At 64.3% G+C, this 14,993-nt stretch carries 14 protein-coding genes; 11 read left to right on the top strand and 3 right to left on the bottom strand.

Annotation, left to right across the window (positions count from 1 at the left end; genetic code table 11):
• Nucleotides 1–183 precede the first annotated feature (183 nt).
• The 4 genes from yajC (at nucleotide 184) to H7F36_RS04650 (ending at nucleotide 5,950) form a co-directional block, all read left to right on the top strand.
• Nucleotides 184–516, top strand: coding sequence for a preprotein translocase subunit YajC (yajC, locus tag H7F36_RS04665; RefSeq protein ID WP_187053582.1), 333 nt, complete (start codon nucleotides 184–186; stop codon nucleotides 514–516).
• 53 nt (nucleotides 517–569) lie between these two features.
• Nucleotides 570–2,462 (top strand): protein translocase subunit SecD, encoded by a 1,893-nt coding sequence (gene secD / locus H7F36_RS04660; protein ID WP_187053581.1) that lies wholly within the window; start codon nucleotides 570–572, stop codon nucleotides 2,460–2,462.
• A 15-nt stretch (nucleotides 2,463–2,477) separates the two neighbouring features.
• Nucleotides 2,478–3,431, top strand: a complete 954-nt coding sequence (gene secF, locus H7F36_RS04655) for a protein translocase subunit SecF (protein WP_187053580.1) — start codon at nucleotides 2,478–2,480, stop codon at nucleotides 3,429–3,431.
• A gap of 95 nt (nucleotides 3,432–3,526) precedes the next feature.
• The gene (locus H7F36_RS04650; protein WP_187053579.1) at nucleotides 3,527–5,950 is read left to right on the top strand and encodes a DUF1631 family protein; all 2,424 of its coding nucleotides are present in this window, start codon (nucleotides 3,527–3,529) and stop codon (nucleotides 5,948–5,950) included.
• Between the two features lie 21 nt (nucleotides 5,951–5,971).
• On the opposite strand, the gene H7F36_RS04645 is transcribed toward H7F36_RS04650, so the two are convergent.
• From H7F36_RS04645 to H7F36_RS04635, 3 genes are all read right to left on the bottom strand, one after another.
• Nucleotides 5,972–6,487, bottom strand: coding sequence for a DUF494 family protein (locus tag H7F36_RS04645; RefSeq protein WP_187053578.1), 516 nt, complete (start codon nucleotides 6,485–6,487; stop codon nucleotides 5,972–5,974).
• Between the two features lie 76 nt (nucleotides 6,488–6,563).
• Nucleotides 6,564–7,730 carry a DNA-processing protein DprA gene (gene dprA, locus H7F36_RS04640; protein WP_187053577.1) on the bottom strand — a complete coding sequence of 389 codons (1,167 nt, stop codon included), beginning with the start codon at nucleotides 7,728–7,730 and terminating at the stop codon, nucleotides 6,564–6,566.
• A gap of 9 nt (nucleotides 7,731–7,739) precedes the next feature.
• Nucleotides 7,740–8,960: a LysM peptidoglycan-binding domain-containing protein gene (locus H7F36_RS04635; protein ID WP_187053576.1), complete on the bottom strand. Its 1,221-nt coding sequence runs from the start codon at nucleotides 8,958–8,960 to the stop codon at nucleotides 7,740–7,742.
• 162 nt (nucleotides 8,961–9,122) lie between these two features.
• Between H7F36_RS04635 and def the strand changes: the two genes are divergently transcribed.
• From def to pyk, 7 genes are read left to right on the top strand one after another with little or no spacing between them, the layout of a single operon-like run.
• Complete coding sequence (gene def, locus H7F36_RS04630) at nucleotides 9,123–9,644, top strand: peptide deformylase (protein WP_187053575.1); 522 nt, start codon at nucleotides 9,123–9,125, stop codon at nucleotides 9,642–9,644.
• 38 nt (nucleotides 9,645–9,682) lie between these two features.
• The gene (locus H7F36_RS04625) at nucleotides 9,683–10,162 is read left to right on the top strand and encodes a hypothetical protein (RefSeq protein WP_187053574.1); all 480 of its coding nucleotides are present in this window, start codon (nucleotides 9,683–9,685) and stop codon (nucleotides 10,160–10,162) included.
• Nucleotides 10,159–11,142 (top strand): methionyl-tRNA formyltransferase, encoded by a 984-nt coding sequence (gene fmt / locus H7F36_RS04620; RefSeq protein ID WP_187053573.1) that lies wholly within the window; start codon nucleotides 10,159–10,161, stop codon nucleotides 11,140–11,142. Before H7F36_RS04625 ends, fmt begins: the two co-directional genes overlap by 4 nt.
• Nucleotides 11,142–11,882, top strand: coding sequence for an AzlC family ABC transporter permease (locus H7F36_RS04615; RefSeq protein WP_187053572.1), 741 nt, complete (start codon nucleotides 11,142–11,144; stop codon nucleotides 11,880–11,882). Before fmt ends, H7F36_RS04615 begins: the two co-directional genes overlap by 1 nt.
• The gene (locus tag H7F36_RS04610; protein WP_187053571.1) at nucleotides 11,882–12,232 is read left to right on the top strand and encodes an AzlD domain-containing protein; all 351 of its coding nucleotides are present in this window, start codon (nucleotides 11,882–11,884) and stop codon (nucleotides 12,230–12,232) included. The genes H7F36_RS04615 and H7F36_RS04610 overlap by 1 nt, the downstream gene beginning before the upstream one ends.
• A 44-nt stretch (nucleotides 12,233–12,276) precedes the next feature.
• The gene (locus H7F36_RS04605) at nucleotides 12,277–13,470 is read left to right on the top strand and encodes a phosphoglycerate kinase (RefSeq protein ID WP_187053570.1); all 1,194 of its coding nucleotides are present in this window, start codon (nucleotides 12,277–12,279) and stop codon (nucleotides 13,468–13,470) included.
• 48 nt (nucleotides 13,471–13,518) lie between these two features.
• A complete protein-coding gene (pyk, locus tag H7F36_RS04600; protein ID WP_187053569.1) occupies nucleotides 13,519–14,973 on the top strand; it encodes a pyruvate kinase in 1,455 nt (484 codons plus the stop codon).
• Nucleotides 14,974–14,993 lie beyond the last annotated feature (20 nt).

Here is a 14,993-nt window from a genome sequence, read left to right as displayed (position 1 = left end):
CCGTTCGGCGCGCCGGGTAAGCCTTCGGGTGAGGCCGGCCTCGCCGAATACAATGCTCGGTGCTGCGCGCAGCCCCGGGCTGTGTCATGCGGTCCTGTTGGCCGCCTGCCAGCGACCGGTAGCTTCATTCCGGCTCGCATTCCCGTTCTGTCCGTCTTGTTCTAATCAGTTGGAGACTTCCCCTTGTTCATTTCTTCTGCTTTCGCCCAGACCGCACCCGCTGCTGCAGGGGTCGGCGACATGTTTTCGTCGCTGGGCAGCATGCTGCCGCTGGTGCTCATGTTCGTGGTGCTGTATTTCGTCATGATCCGCCCGCAAATGAAGCGCCAGAAAGAAGCTCGCGCCATGATCGAAGCGCTTGCCAAGGGCGATGAAGTCGCTACCACGGGTGGTCTCCTCGGCAAGATCACCAAGATCGGCGACACGTACCTGAGCGTCGAGATTGCCGCCGGCGTCGAAGTTCAGGTGCAGCGCAGCGCCGTCGTCCAGGTTCTGCCCAAGGGCGCAATCAAGTAATAAGTCGGTGACAACGCGGGTGCTTCGCGCTACGCGTCTTGAAGGTTGAATCGATGAACCGTTATCCGGTCTGGAAGTACGCGATCATCGTGATCGTGCTGCTCGTGGGGCTGATTTACGCCCTGCCCAATTTCTTCGGCGAAGCGCCCGCGGTGCAGGTGTCGGCTGCCAAGTCGACCGCCAAGGTCGACGGCGCCACGCAGGCGCGCATCGATGAGGCGCTGAAGGCTGCGAATCTCGTGCCGGACATGCAAACGCTCGACGCGACGTCGTTGCGCGTGCGTTTCCTGACGCCGGACGACCAGTTGAAGGCACGCGACGTCATTCAGCACGCGCTGGTGCCCGACGCGAACGACCCGTCTTACACGGTGGCGCTCAATCTCGTGCCGCGTTCGCCGGCGTGGCTTGCTGCGCTGCATGCCTATCCGATGTACCTCGGCCTCGACCTGCGTGGCGGCGTCGACTTCATGCTGCAGGTCGATCTGAAGGGCGCCCTCGACAAGCGCGCTGAAACTTTTGCCAGTGACGTTCGAAGCGCGCTGCGCGACAAGAACATCCGCGGCAGCGCGGTCACGCGCAACGGCCAGGCCATCGAAGTCACTTTCCGCGATGCAGCGAGTCTCGAAGCGGCACGCGGTCTGGTGCAGGACCAGTTCGCCGATCTCACCGGCACCGCGACGCAAGACGGCGACAACTTCAAGCTGACCGCCGTCATCAAGCCCGAGGCCGCGCGCCGGCTGCAGGACGCCGCGCTCAAGCAGAACATCACCACGCTGCACAACCGGATCAACGAACTCGGCGTGGCCGAACCGGTGATCCAGCAGCAGGGCATCGATCGCATCGTGGTTCAGTTGCCCGGCGTGCAGGACACGGCCAAGGCCAAGGACATTCTCGGCCGCACCGCCACGCTCGAAATGCGCCTGGTCGACGAGAGCGCCGAAGGGCGCGCTGCCGAAACCGGCAGCGGCCCGGTGCCGTTCGGTTCCGAGAAATTCCTGGACCGCACCGGTCGGGCGGTCATCGTCAAGAAGCAGGTGCTCGTCACGGGCGAGAACCTGACCGACGCGCAACCGGGCTTCGACCAGCAGAGCAACCAGCCGAAGGTCGACCTGACCATGGACGCCAAGGGCGGCCGGATCATGCGCGACGTCAGCCGCGAAAATTTCAAGAAGCGCATGGCGATGCTGATCTTCGAGAAGGGCAAGGGCGAAGTGCTGACCGCACCGTCGATCAACGGCGAACTCGGCAACCGATTCCAGATTTCGGGCTCGATGAACGTGGTCGAAGCCAATGATCTGGCGCTGTTGCTGCGCGCCGGCTCGCTCGCTGCGCCGATGGAAATCATTCAGGAGCGGACCATCGGCCCGAGCCTGGGCGCCGACAACATCAAGAAGGGTTTCGACAGCGTGATGTATGGCTTCATCGCCATCATGGCGTTCATGTGCATCTACTACGCGTTGTTCGGCGCGTTTTCGTCGATTGCGCTGGCGGTCAATCTGCTGCTGCTGGTGGCGATTTTGTCGATGCTGCAGGCCACGCTGACATTGCCTGGCATCGCTGCCATGGCGCTGGCCATCGGCGTCGCCATCGACTCCAACGTGCTCATCAACGAACGGGTGCGCGAAGAACTGCGTAACGGTGCCTCGCCGCAAGCCGCCATCCACGCAGGCTACGACCGCGCCTGGGGCACCATCCTCGATTCGAACGTCACCACGCTGATAGCAGGCATCGCGTTGCTGGCCTTCGGCTCGGGGCCGATTCGCGGCTTCGCGGTGGTGCACTGCATCGGCATCGTCACCTCGATGTTCTCGGCTGTCTTCTTCTCGCGCGGGCTGGTCAACTTCTGGTACGGCGGCAAGAAGAAGCTCAAGACGGTGTCGATCGGCACCGTATGGCGACCCAAGACCGACGCCGATGTCGGTACCGCCGTGGCCCCGGGCAAATAAAAGGAAGAACAGGCCATGGAATTCTTCCGCATCCACAAGACCATCCCGTTCATGCGCCACGCGCTGGTGCTGAACATCATTTCTTTCGTCACCTTCGCGCTGGCGGTGTTCTTCCTGCTCCACCGCGGGCTGCATCTGTCCGTCGAGTTCACTGGCGGCACCGTGATGGAGGTGGCGTACCAACAGTCGGCGGACATTGGCAAGGTGCGCGAAACCGTCGCCAAGCTCGGCTACCCCGACGTGCAGGTTCAGGCTTTCGGCTCGTCGCGCGACGTGCAGATCCGGCTGCCGGCACAAAAGGGCATGAACGCGACGCAGCAAAGCGCCTTGGTCATCGACGCGCTGAAGGCGGGCGATGCAACCGCCACGCTGCGCGGCACCGAGTTCGTCGGCCCGCAGGTCGGCGAGGAGCTCACCACCAACGGGCTGAAAGCGCTCGGCATGGTGGTGGTCGGCATCATGATCTACCTGGCGTTTCGCTTCGAGTGGAAGTTCGCGCTGGCCACGGTGCTCGCCAATCTGCACGACGTCGTCATCATCCTGGGCTTCTTCGCGTTCTTTCAGTGGGAGTTTTCGCTGGCGGTGCTGGCGGCAGTGCTGGCGGTGCTCGGCTATTCAGTGAACGAGTCGGTGGTGATCTTCGACCGGATTCGCGAGAACTTCCGGCGCTACCGCAAGCTGTCGACGGTCGAGATCATCGACAACGCGATCACCTCGACCATCAGCCGAACCATCATTACCCACGGTTCGACGCAGCTCGTGGTGCTGTCGATGTTCTTCTTCGGCGGCCCGACGCTGCACTACTTTGCGCTGGCGCTGACCATCGGCATCCTGTTCGGCATCTACTCATCGGCCTTCGTGGCGGCGGCCATCGCAATGTGGCTCGGCGTCAAGCGCGAGGACTTGATCAAGGGCCCGACCAAGCGCGAAGGCGATCCGGACGACCCGAACGCCGGCGCGGCGGTGTAGTGCAAGTGATTGGAGTAACGGATACTCTTGTGCGCAATTGTTTCCCGATGCAAGCTCGCTACTGTGGAACTGCTTTTTTGCCGCCCTGACCTTTCATGAGTACGTCGCGACCTCCCGCTATCTCCCTGCAGCTCGCCCGCGAGACGCGTGAGCGTTTCGTCGCCGCAACCGAAACGGTGATTGCCCCCGCGGCGCTCGCCATACGTGAACGCCTTTCGTCACTGGCTGCGCAAACCGGTAACGCACGGGCGATGCAGGAGAACCGCGACGACTTTCTGTCGTTCCAGGGTCAGGCGTCGAATTGGGTTGCGATGTCGCAAGCCAGCTGGCGCAAGGTTCTCGGGACCAGCACGGGCGGCACCACGCAAAATTCGCTGTCGCGCCTTGAACTGATCGGCGACGAGGTGGTGGAAAACAACATCCTCTCGTCGCGACTCGCCCAACTCATCGCCGACAAGGCCAGCTTCGAACTGAACGACCTGCGGCTGCGCATCCAGCATCTCGAGGGCACCAGCGAACTCGATGCCAAGGACGTTTTCAAACCTGAAACGCTCGCCAAGCTGCTGGTCGAGCAGTGGCTGGCGGCCGGGCTGACCCGGGCGATGTGGACCAAGGTCCAGGATTCGATCCAGGTGAAGTTGGTTGAGGCGGTGGTGAAAGCCTACAAGGACGCCAACGCTTTCCTGATCGGCAAGGGCGTGATGCCCGAGATCGATCTCAAGAGCTTCGTCAAGCGCACTGGCAACGCCGCTTCGGGGACGATGCCGCTGGGGAACGGCTACGGCGGCGCGCAGTCGTCCGGTCCCGGGCAGTACGGCGGTGGCGGCGCGTCGAGGGGAATGCAGGGTATCGCCCCGCCCGGCAGCTTTGCGCCCGCTGCCATCGGGGTCGGCATGGGCTGGGGCGGTGGTGCCGGAAATTCGCAAGGCGGCGGCAACGAAGGTGTCGTTGCAACGGGCGGCTCGCCGCTGTTGATGGCGCGTCAGCGCGCTCAGGGCGTGTTGCTCAACCTCAAGCGGTTCGTCTCTGCACGGCTCGGACCTGAAAGCAGCAGCGGAATCCAGCATGTCGCCGGATCGGGGGCGCCCGGCGGTGGCTACGCGAACGGCGTCATGGCGCGTGGCGCGGGCGGGGCTTCGCCGGCCTTCGTCGCGGCCATTGCCGATGCCGAGGCCGCCTACCAACTGGCCTCGTCGCAGTACGTGGTGGGCGAAGAGGCAACCGCGCTGCAGCAGACGGCTGCGGATCTGCGCCGACGCACGACAGAACTCAAGAAGAAAGCGCCGACCACCGCCGACAAGGCGACAGTGGAAATCGTCGCTCTGATGTTCCAGGCCATCCTGGCCGAAGAGCGCATCCCGTTCTCGGCGCGGGTATGGTTCGCGCGCCTGCAGATGCCGGTGCTGCGCGTCGCCATCGCCGAGCCGGAGTTCTTCGGCACCCTGCAGCATCCTGCGCGGATGCTTATCGACCGTATGGGTTCGTGTGTGATGGGTTTCGATGCCGCCGCCATTTCGGGCAGCGCGCTGGAGGGCGAAATCCGCCGCGTGGTGCAGGTCATCGAGCAGTATCCGGAAACCGGCCAACGCGTCTTCAAGCTGGTGTTCGACGAGTTCGTCGCTTTCCTGGGCAAATACCTGACGCAGAGCGATGCGACGCAGCGCGTGATGAGCGTTGCGCAGCAGGTCGAGCAGAAGGAGACGATGGCGATCCAGTACACCATCGAGCTCCGGAAGATGCTCAACGATATGCCGGTGCGCGACGAGATCCGCGAGTTCCTGTTCAAGGTCTGGGCCGAAGTTCTGGCCATCGCCGCGCTGCGGTACGGTGCGCAAGACGAGCAAACCGTGACGCTGAAGCGCGCGGCATCCGACCTCGTGTGGGCGGCCAGCGCCAAGCCCAACCGCAACGACCGCACCCGCGTCATTCAGGACCTGCCCAAGCTGCTGCAGCGCCTGCGGCAAGGCATGACCTTGCTCGGCATCATCGGCGACCCGCAGGAAGCGCAGATCAAGATCATCGGTGCGACCTTGTCAGACGCCTTCATGTCCAAGACCGAGGCCATTGCGCCGGCCAAGATCGAGGCGATGGCCCAGCGGCTGGCCAACATCGAGGATTTCGTCAGCGACGAAGGCACGGCAGAGTTTCCAATCGACGCTGCCAGCATCGAGCTGCTGTTGGGCGTCGACGCCGCTTCGATCGAAGTGGTGCCCGATACCGGCCAGAAGGTCGGCGAAGAGATGCTGGCATGGGCGCACGAACTGCAGGTTGGCAACTGGTTCATGCTGGACCACAACAGCCGCCCGAGCCAGGTCCAGTTCGTCTGGCGCAGCGATCGGAAGCAACTGCACCTGTTCGCGTCGAGCGATGGCCGCAGCTTTCTGATTCAGGCCGGCCGCCTGGCGTCTTATTTGCAGGCGGGTTTGCTGGTGCCGGCAGAAGAAGAAACCCTGACCGTCCGTGCCACGCGCGAAGCGCTGGCCAAGCTGGACGCCAACCCCGAACGCCTGCTTAACTAGCGGGCGGGGCGACCGCGGTCGCTAGTGCGCGACCCTGTCTTCGCGGCCGTCGCAAAGCTCGTCGAGCACCAGCGCATCGGGCTCGATGCCGGTGCTCCAGTGCACCATCAACACGATGATTTTCAGCTCGTCGAGCGCCACCGGATCGCCCGGTGCCGCCATGGCGCGCTCGACGACGATCTCGCGCAAGCCCGGTGACAACACGTTGGCTGTTTCAAGGAAGCTGATGAAGCCCAGACAATCGGCACCGAGATGGTCTTGCTCGGTCGCCGAATAAACACGCATGGAGTCGGTCGCCTGCGGCAGTGCCGCTTCGCCGGTGCCGCGCAACCCAACGGTGGCGGTCGTCTCGTCGACATGCCTGGTGAGCTGGATGCCCTGCGTGGCAACGGTGAGGCCATCGAGCCATTGCAACGCGTCGCGGATTTCGTCGGGCTCGAAGCCGTGTGCAGTGAGCTTGCGGCCCAGCTGCTCCGGCTCGGGGCACGCGTCGCCGCGCCAGTAGTTTTCGTAGACGAATACAAGCACTTCGAACATGGCGCTCAATATAGCCCACCTGCTCGAATCGACCCTGACTCGTTGTGCCGATGCGACGTCGAAGTCCACATCGAAGTCAGCCGACGGCGATGCGCTGAAACAGGCCGCCGGGCAGACGCGCGACGTGTCCGTCGAGTTCCAGTTCGAGCAGCCGTCCTTGCAACTCGGCGGCGCTGTAGCCGGTGCGAGCACAGAGCGCGTCGAGGCTCACCGGATCGAAGCCGAGGTCGTGCAACAGTCCAGAGGACGGTTCGGTTTCGTCGTCGTCGGTGCTATCCCCGCCGGCTGTAGCGCCTGAAGCTGAAGACGCTGCGGACGTCGCACCGCCATCGAAGCGCAATTCCTCAAGAATGTCCTGCACTGACTCCACCAGCTTGGCGCCTTGCCGTATCAACGAATGGCCTCCGCGCGACTGGGGCGAGTGGATCGATCCCGGAATGGCGAAGACTTCCTTGCCTTGCTCGACGGCCAACCGCGCCGTGATCAGAGAGCCGGAACGCAGCGCGGCCTCGACCACCAGCGTGCCGCGCGTCAGGCCCGCGATGATGCGGTTGCGCTTCGGAAAGTTTTGGTTCAGGGGCGGGGTGCCGAGCGGGAATTCGCTGACGATCAATCCTTGTGCCGTGATGCGATGCGCCAGATCACGGTGGCGCGCGGGGTACACCCTGTCGAGCCCGGTGCCGACCACCGCAATGGTCGCGAACCGATCGGTGCCTTTTGCAGCATCCAAGGCGCCTTCGTGCGCAGCGCCGTCGACACCCAGTGCCAAGCCAGAAACTACGGTGATATCCGCTTCCCCCAAGGCGCGACCGAAGTCGCGCGCATTCAATACGCCCTGCGGCGTTGGATTGCGGCTGCCGACAATCGCGAGCGCCCGGTCGAGTGCGGTCAGATCGAATTGCGGCGCGCCGATCACGTAGAGCATCTGCGGCGGATCGACCATGTCGAGCAGCGAGGCCGGATAAGCCGGGTCGGCCAGCGTCAAGAGGCGTCGCGTGGCACCTGACGACTCGACCGTCTGCAGCCAGTCCCAGGTTTCGTCGACCAGCGCCGACAGGGCCGCAGGCGTCAGCCGAAGAGCCGCCGCCTGTGCTGGCGATACGACCTGCTGCAGCGCGGCTTCGGATTGCGCAAAGACCTGCGGTGGCAAGCCGAAGGCGGCCAGCAGCTTGCGAGCTGTGGTGTCGCCGATGCTTGGCGTCAGCGTAAGCCGCAGCCAGCCGGCGAGTTCGTCACGTTCCAAACTTACGACTTACGGATTGACGAGGATGTCGCCGGCCTTGGGCGTGTCGCTGGAACCGAGGATGAGCGCGTAAGAGGCCTTGTTGAAAACGCGGAACACCATCAGCAAGCCGATGCGTTCGTTAGGCAACTTGAGCGTTTCTTTGGCGCCATTGGTCTTGTCGACGATGGTCTGGCCGTTCTTGAGGATGGCCAGCACCTGACCGCTCTCCATGCCGTCGCGCAGTCCCTTGTTGATGGCGACGATCTGGTTGGTCGCCGCGAAGGTGACTGCGTCGCCGTAGACCGAGACGATGCGGCCGTTGACTTCTTGCGTTGGAGCGCGCGGCACGTAGCTCTGTACTTCGCGTGTCGGTTCGGGCAGCAGCCGGTCGCCGGCACGCATTTCTTCGCGCGCCGCCACGATGTCGATGGTGGCCGGCACCACGCTGGTCACTTCCTTGCCCTCTTCGAATTGGGTGATCGTCGATTCGCCGCGCTCCATGCGGGCGCGGCCGAGGTAGGCGGCCTCGTAGCCGAGGATCTCGCCAGTGGCCGGATCTTTCAGCGGCGTGGCGTTCCGGTAAATCCGGAACTGCTTGATGGGGCCGCTTGTCTCGACCAGCGGCGAGTTGATTTCGCCACGGGCATAGGCGCGGTCACCGCGCGCCAGCAGCACCCGGTCGTCGTTGCCGGCGACGATGCGCGGCGCGGTGATCAAGGTGTTCTCGTCGATGATGATCGCTTCGCTGAGGAAGGGATCGATCAGCGCCGGGCTGAGTGTCGTCAACGCCATGCCCGAAAGCGATTCATAGCGGGTGCGCGGCGACAGCTTGATGGTGCCGTCCGGCATGCCGGAACCGCGGCGCGTGCTGAGGCGTGCGCGGCCGCCGGTCTTGTCGAGATAGAGCACCTGTCCTGGGTAGATGCGGTGCGGGTTCTTGATCTCGGTGATGTTCATGCCCCAGAGCTCGGGCCAACGCCACGGGCTCTTGAGGTACATACGAGAAATAGCCCACAGCGTGTCGCCCGGCTTGATGGTGTATTCGTCCGGTGCATTGGGCGCGAGTTCGCTGACCGGAATGCCCGCCTGAGCGGTTTGCTGCGCCACGGCGCGTTGCTCGGGCGTGATCGGATAATTCTGTGCTGAAGCCGCCGTTCCAATGCCGAGACCGGCGCTGAGGAGCGCGGAGGCCACGAGTGTCGTCAGCAGGGTTGGCCGCAAACGGGCGTTGGTTCGGAGTTTTTTCATGGTTTGATGATGTACACGCACAGTGCCGCGCCGGACAAACGTTTCCTCACAATTTGCAATGAATTTTGCGCTGAAGCCCTTGATTGGGCAACGTTTATCAGTTCGCAAGCTGTCTTCGCGTCGCGGAAATGGCGAAAATAGCGACAACTTTTTCTCGCTTTCATGGCCAAAAGAACGATCCTGAGCTTCCCCGACAAACGCCTGCACACCGTTGCAAAACCGGTGCAGGGCGTCGATGCACGCGTCAAGGCGCTGGTTGCCGACATGCTGGAGACGATGTACGACGCGGAGGGCATCGGCCTGGCGGCGACGCAAATCGACGTGCACGAGCGCGTGGTCGTCATCGACATTTCCGAACATCGCAACGAGCCGATCGTGCTGATCAACCCGGAGATCGTCTGGGCCAGCGACGAGAAGGTGCTGAATGAAGAGGGCTGTCTGTCGGTCCCTGGCATCTACGACGGTGTGATGCGCTCGACTTTGGTCAAGGTTACGGCGCTCGATGCCGAAGGTCAGCTCCGAACCATCGAAGCCGAAGGCCTGCTGGCGGTCTGCGTGCAGCACGAGCTGGACCATCTGCTTGGCAAGGTGTTCGTCGAATACCTGTCGCCGCTTAAGCGCAACCGCATCAAGAGCAAGATGCTCAAGGCCCAGCGCGAAGAGTTGCGCGAAACCCAGGCTTGAGAGTGTTTTTGCTCCGGAACAGGTTTTCGGCGAAGGCTTTGTCGTTCGGCGCAGTGCTCGCGGTGCTGGCCAGCTGCGCCAGCGAGCCGACCCAACTTCCGCTGGGCACGTCGCGAGGCGAAGCATTGCAACGCCTCGGCCAGCCCACTGCTGTCTACCCTCTGCCCGGCGGCGGTGAACGCCTTCAATATTCGCGCGCTCCGGCAGGCTTCGAAGTCAACGATGTCGACCTGGACGCCGCAGGCCGCGTCGTCGCGATTCGCCAGGTGCTCGATGACCGCGCGTTCGATCGCGACATTCAACCGGGCATTGGCGTCTGGCGGGAGGCCGATGTGTTGCGTACCTACGGACGGCCGCTCGAAGTCACCCGCGTGTCGTCGTTCGATGGCGTGGTCTGGAGCTGGCACTACAAGTCGATGAACACGCGCCGCCTGCTCTATATCTACATCGACCCTCAGGGCGCCGTGGCGCGTTATCACACGGGCGACGACCTCGAGTTCGAGCGGCTTCCCCGGTGAACAGCCCGCGCATCGTCTTCGCGGGCACGCCCGAGTTCGCGCGCATTGCGCTCGACGCCATCGCTTCGGCGGGGTTTGACATCGCGCTGGTGCTGACGCAGCCCGATCGCCCGGCCGGTCGCGGCATGAAGCTGCAGGCGTCTGCCGTGAAGCAACTGGCCGTACAGAACGGCTGGCCCGTCGCGCAACCGCGCAGCTTGCGGCTCGATGGCAAATATCCTGACGATGCCCTCGCTGCACGCGCCACCCTTGAAGCCGCGCAAGCCGACGTAATGGTGGTCGCCGCCTACGGGCTGATCCTGCCGCAATGGGTGCTCGATGTGCCGCGCCTCGGCTGCCTCAACATTCATGCGAGCTTGCTGCCGCGCTGGCGCGGCGCGGCTCCGATTCACCGCGCCGTCGAAGCAGGCGACATGCAGACCGGCATCACCATCATGCAGATGGACGTCGGCCTCGACACCGGCGCCATGCTGCAAGTCGAGGCGATCGACATCGGCGGCGACAGCACCGCACGATTGCACGACCGGCTCGCCGAACTCGGCGGGCGGCTGATCGTCGACGTGCTGCGCAGCGCCGAGGCCGGTACGCTGACCCCGATGCCGCAGCCGGACGAGGGCACGACCTATGCGCACAAGGTCGAAAAGCACGAGGCTGCGGTCGATTGGACGCAACCCGCCGCGACCATCGTGCGCCGCATCCGTGCCTTCGATCCGTTTCCGGGCGCCACGACTGTGATGGGCGGCGAGTCGATCAAGCTATGGGCGGCACAAGTGCAGCCGCCGCACGCCAATGAAGTGACCGCCACAGTCAGCGCAGTGCCCGGCACCGTCATTGCCGTAACACCCACCGACATTGCCGTAGCAGCCGCGGACGGCACGGTATTGCTGACCGAACTGCAACGCGCTGGCGGCAAACGCCTGCCGGCGGCGGACTTCCTGCGCGGCTTCGACATCGAGCCCGGCCGGGTTTTCGGCGGCTGATGTTCTTTCTGCGATCGATCCGTCGGCAGCCAGAGTTTCGCGAAGCTGCCCGCAACATGGCGCCGCTCGCGCTCGGCATCGGCGCCTGGGGCCTGATGACCGGTGTGGCCATGGTCAAGTCCGACATGAGCCTGATCGAATCGGTCGCGATGACCCTGTTGGTCTATGCCGGGAGTTCGCAACTCGCGGCCATTCCGTTGCTGGCTGCCGGCGCGCCGGCGTGGGTGATTCTGGCGACAGGCTTTTGCGTCAACCTGCGCTTCGTGGTGTTCAGCCTGCATCTGCGCCCTTACCTGATGCACCTGCCGCGCTGGCGCCGCATGACGCACGGCTATCTCACGGCCGACCTGAGCTACGTGATGTTCACCCGCAAGTACCCGACACCGCCGACCACGCCGGCCGAAGAGATCGGCCAGGAGGCGTACCTCGCAGGCGGCTACTTCATGACCTGGTCATCGTGGATGGGCATGAGCCTGATCGGGGTCTTTCTCGCCAAACTGATCCCGCAGTCGTGGGGCCTGGCCTTCGCCGGCGTGCTGAGTCTGGTCGGCATCCTGTGTTCGATGGCGACGACCCGGCTGCGCGTGCTGGCTGCGCTGATTGCTGGCGCCACCGCCGTCGCGGCCTATGCGCTGCCGCTGAAGCTCAACATCGTGGTGGGCATCGGCGTCGCGGTGCTGCTGTGCTTCTGGCTGGAGAAGCAGTTGGGGCTCGACCCGAGCGCGGAGGATGACACCTGATGGCCGGCTTCTCGTTTCTGGGCACCGACATCGGCACGATGGGCATCATCGTCGGCCTCGCGTGCGTCACGGTCGTCACGCGCTGCTTCTTCTTCATTCTCGACCGGCCGTGGGGCCTGCCCGACTGGGCGCATCGCGCGCTGCACTACGCGCCCGTCGCTGCGCTGGCGGCGGTGATCGCGCCCGAGATCGTCATGTCGCAAGGGCACCTCGTAACCACGCTACACGATGCGCGCATCTACGCCGCGATCGCTGGCGGCGCTTACTATTTCTGGAAGCACGGCGTGCTCGGCACCATGCTGGTCGGCATGGCGGTGTATTTGCCGCTGCATCTGTGGCTTGGCTGGTAACTCTCAATTCCGACATCGTCAGGGGCGACTCCTAGAATCGGTCCATGAACGTCATCCGCTTTACCGATTTGTGTGCCGACGGCAAGGTCGCCGGCCAACGCGTGTTCATTCGCGCGGACCTCAACGTGCCGCAGAACGATGCCGGCGACATCACCGAAGACACGCGCGTGCGCGCTTCGGTGCCCTGCATCCAGCTGGCGCTCGATTCAGGCGCCGCCGTCATGGTGACCTCGCATCTGGGCCGGCCGACCGAAGGCGAGTTCAAGCCCGCCGACTCGCTGGCGCCGGTCGCCAAACGCCTCGCCGAATTGCTCGGCCGCGAAGTGCCGCTGGTGGCGAACTGGGTCGACGGTGTCGACGTCAAGCCGGGCCAGGTCGTGCTGCTGGAGAACTGCCGCGTCAACAAGGGCGAGAAGAAGAACGATCCGGCGCTGGCGAAGAAGCTCGCCGCGCTGTGCGACATCTACGTGAACGACGCCTTCGGCACCGCGCACCGCGCCGAGGCCACGACCTATGGCATTGCGCAATACGCCAGGGTCGCGTCGGCCGGCCCGCTGCTGGCGGCCGAGATGGACGCCATCACCAAGGCGCTCGCGCAGCCCAAGCGCCCGCTGGTCGCGATCGTCGCCGGCTCCAAGGTCAGCACCAAACTCACCATATTGAAGAGCCTGTCGGCCAACGTCGACCAGCTCATCGTGGGCGGCGGCATCGCCAACACGTTCATGCTGGCGTCGGGTCTGAAGATCGGCAAGTCGCTGGCCGAACCCGACCTGCTCGATCAGGCCAAAGCGGTGATCGAGTCCATGCGCGCGCGCGGTGCCGATGTGCCGATCCCGGTCGACGTGGTCACCGCGAAGACCTTCGCGGCCGATGCGCCCGCCACGGTCAAGGCTGCGAACGACGTGGCCGACGACGACCTGATCCTCGACATCGGGCCGAAGACAGCCGAGATGCTCGCCGCCCAGTTGCGCGAAGCCGGCACCATCGTCTGGAACGGCCCGCTCGGCGTGTTCGAGTTCGACGCGTTCGCCAATGGCACGAAGACGGTGGCACATGCCATCGCCGAGAGCGCAGCGTTCTCGATCGCTGGCGGCGGCGACACGCTGGCAGCCATCGCAAAGTACGGCATCGAGGACAAGATCGGCTACATCTCGACAGGCGGTGGCGCCTTTCTCGAAGTGCTGGAGGGCAAGACGCTGCCGGCTTTCGAGATCCTGTCCAAGCGCGCTGCGGGCTGACCGTCGAAGCACAACGAACAACGAACAACGACAACACGAGATAAGCCCATGAACACCCCCGCACCCCGCGTTCCCCGTCACGCCACCAAGATCGTCGCCACGCTCGGCCCGGCGTCCAATACGCCCGAGATACTGGAGCAAATGATCCTGAACAAGGTCAGCGTGGTGCGGCTGAACTTCAGCCATGGCACGGCGCAGGACCACATCAATCGCGCAGCGATGGTGCGCGAGGCGGCACGCAAGACCGGGCGCGAGGTGGCGATCATGGCCGACCTGCAGGGCCCGAAGATCCGCGTCGGCAAGTTCGCCGAAGGCAAGGTCTTCTTGGAGCCGGGCGCCAAGTTCATCCTCGATGCGGCGCGCACGGAGCCAGGCGACATCAACGGCGTCGGCCTCGACTACAAAGACCTGCCGCGCGACGTCAAGCCGGGCGACAGGCTGCTGCTGAACGATGGGCTGATCGTGCTCGTGGTCGATGCGGTCAAGGGCGAACTGGTCATGACCACAGTCAAGCTGGGCGGTGAGCTGTCCAACAACAAGGGCATCAACAAACAGGGCGGCGGGCTGACCGCACCCGCGCTGACGGCCAAGGACATGGAAGACATCAAGACCGCGATGAGCTTCCAGGCCGACTACGTGGCGGTGAGCTTTCCAAAGAACGCCACCGACATGGAAATGGCGCGCCAGTTGTGCAACGTGGCGGGTTCCGAGTACGGCCATCGCCCCGGGATGATCGCCAAGATCGAGCGCGCCGAGGCGATTCCCAAGCTGGAAGAAATCATCCGCGCCAGTGACGGCATCATGGTGGCGCGCGGCGACCTGGCGGTCGAGGTGGGCAACGCGGCGGTGCCAGCGCTGCAGAAAAAGATGATCCGCATGGCGCGCGAGATGGACAAGGTCGTCATCACCGCCACGCAGATGATGGAGTCGATGATCACCAACCCCGTGCCGACGCGCGCCGAGGTGAGCGATGTGGCCAACGCGGTGCTCGACGGCACCGACGCAGTCATGCTGTCGGCCGAAACCGCATCGGGCCGCTACCCGCTGGAAACCGTGCAGGAGATGAGCCGCATTTGCGAGGCCGCCGAGGCCGCCGAAGACCTGCAGCTCGACGCCGACTTCAGCGGCAAGAACTACACGCGCATCGACCAGTCGATCGCGATGGGTGCGCTGTTCACCGCGCATCACCTGGGCGCCAAGGCCATCGTGGCGTTGACCGAGTCGGGCTCGACCTTGCTCTGGATGAGTCGCCATCGTGCGCACATCCCGATGTACGCTTTGACCTCGCGGCTGGCGACGCAGCGCAAGCTGGCGCTGTACCGCAACGTGCGGCCGCTTCTGATGGATTCGCAGACCGATCGCGACACCGCGCTGGAGCAGGCCGAAGCGCATCTGAAGCAGCGCGGGATCGTGCAAAGCGGGGATGTGTATGCGATCACCTGTGGCGAGCCGATGGGGGCGCCGGGCGGGACCAACATGCTGAAAATCTGCATCGCTAGCTGAGTTGCTCGCCCCCAGGTTGC

Origin of the sequence: Variovorax sp. PAMC28562 (assembly GCF_014303735.1) — a bacterium.
In the GTDB taxonomy this organism is placed as follows: domain Bacteria; phylum Pseudomonadota; class Gammaproteobacteria; order Burkholderiales; family Burkholderiaceae_C; genus Variovorax.
Note: the sequence above shows the minus strand (reverse complement) of the source record. Positions and strands in the feature narration are given on the sequence as shown.